1 pseudogene is annotated in these 848 nt (G+C 63.7%); it reads left to right on the top strand.

Going from position 1 to position 848, the window contains the following annotated elements:
• Positions 1-98 precede the first annotated feature (98 nt).
• Positions 99-251, top strand: a pseudogene (locus CEK66_RS19505) (SDR family oxidoreductase); the annotation flags it as partial.
• Positions 252-848 lie beyond the last annotated feature (597 nt).

The raw sequence follows: 848 nt of genomic DNA, 5'->3' as shown, positions 1-848 counted from the left end.
TACATGTCGACCACTTTTGTATTAGTGTTTTTTTTTTTTCAAGCAGAAGACGGCTTACGATATCTATTACGGTCTCTTGGGCTCGGAGATTTGTATACGTGATCGCCCAAGTGATGCTCAAGCCGATGCCCAAGGGCGTGTTCATCGCCTACGACGAACTGGCCGGCTGTGTGGCGTTCCTGGCCTCGCCGGCGGCGCGCAACATCACCGCGCAGACGATCGCCATCGACGGCGGCTGGACCGCGCAGTAGCGCTGCGGCAAGCGCGCACGTGCGCCTACTGGGTCGCTCGATCGACGCTGGTCAATTTTTCGCCATTGCGGCGGCGGCCGTTGTGGCACAACGCCACTGGCATCTTATCCACAGCGTTCGTGCGCTTTCATCCACACCGGCTGTGGAGAAGCGCGACCGGGACTGATGAAATTTTCGCCACCCGGCAGAATCGGACAGCCATTTCAGCGACTTGCGACGCTTGCCCACAGGCTTGTGCAGCATCGATCCACAGCCGCTGTGGACAAGACGGAGGCGGTGTCGCGCGAGCGTTCGACCGAGCGGCGCGCCGGCCCCTCCGGCCCCTCGCCCATCCGCCGACGCGAAAGGCAGAGGCTGTTCCTTCTCCCGCCGGGAGAAGGTGGCCCGAAGGGCCGGATGAGGGTACGGGCGGAGCCTGGTGCAATCAAACATCGCGAGACGCTTGGCGCCGCACCCTCGCCCCCCAAACTCCCCCGGTCGCTTTCGCGCCGTCGCCCCCCCACCCCCCCTCCCCCGGAGCTGGCAGGGGGTTTCTGCCTCTACTACGGGTCCGCTCTCGCAGCCGCGCACGCGCTCCACACTTCGTTTCGTATACGT

It is taken from the genome of Xanthomonas sp. LMG 12460, from assembly GCF_009192895.1.
GTDB lineage: Bacteria > Pseudomonadota > Gammaproteobacteria > Xanthomonadales > Xanthomonadaceae > Xanthomonas_A > Xanthomonas_A sontii.
Note: the sequence above shows the minus strand (reverse complement) of the source record. Positions and strands in the feature narration are given on the sequence as shown.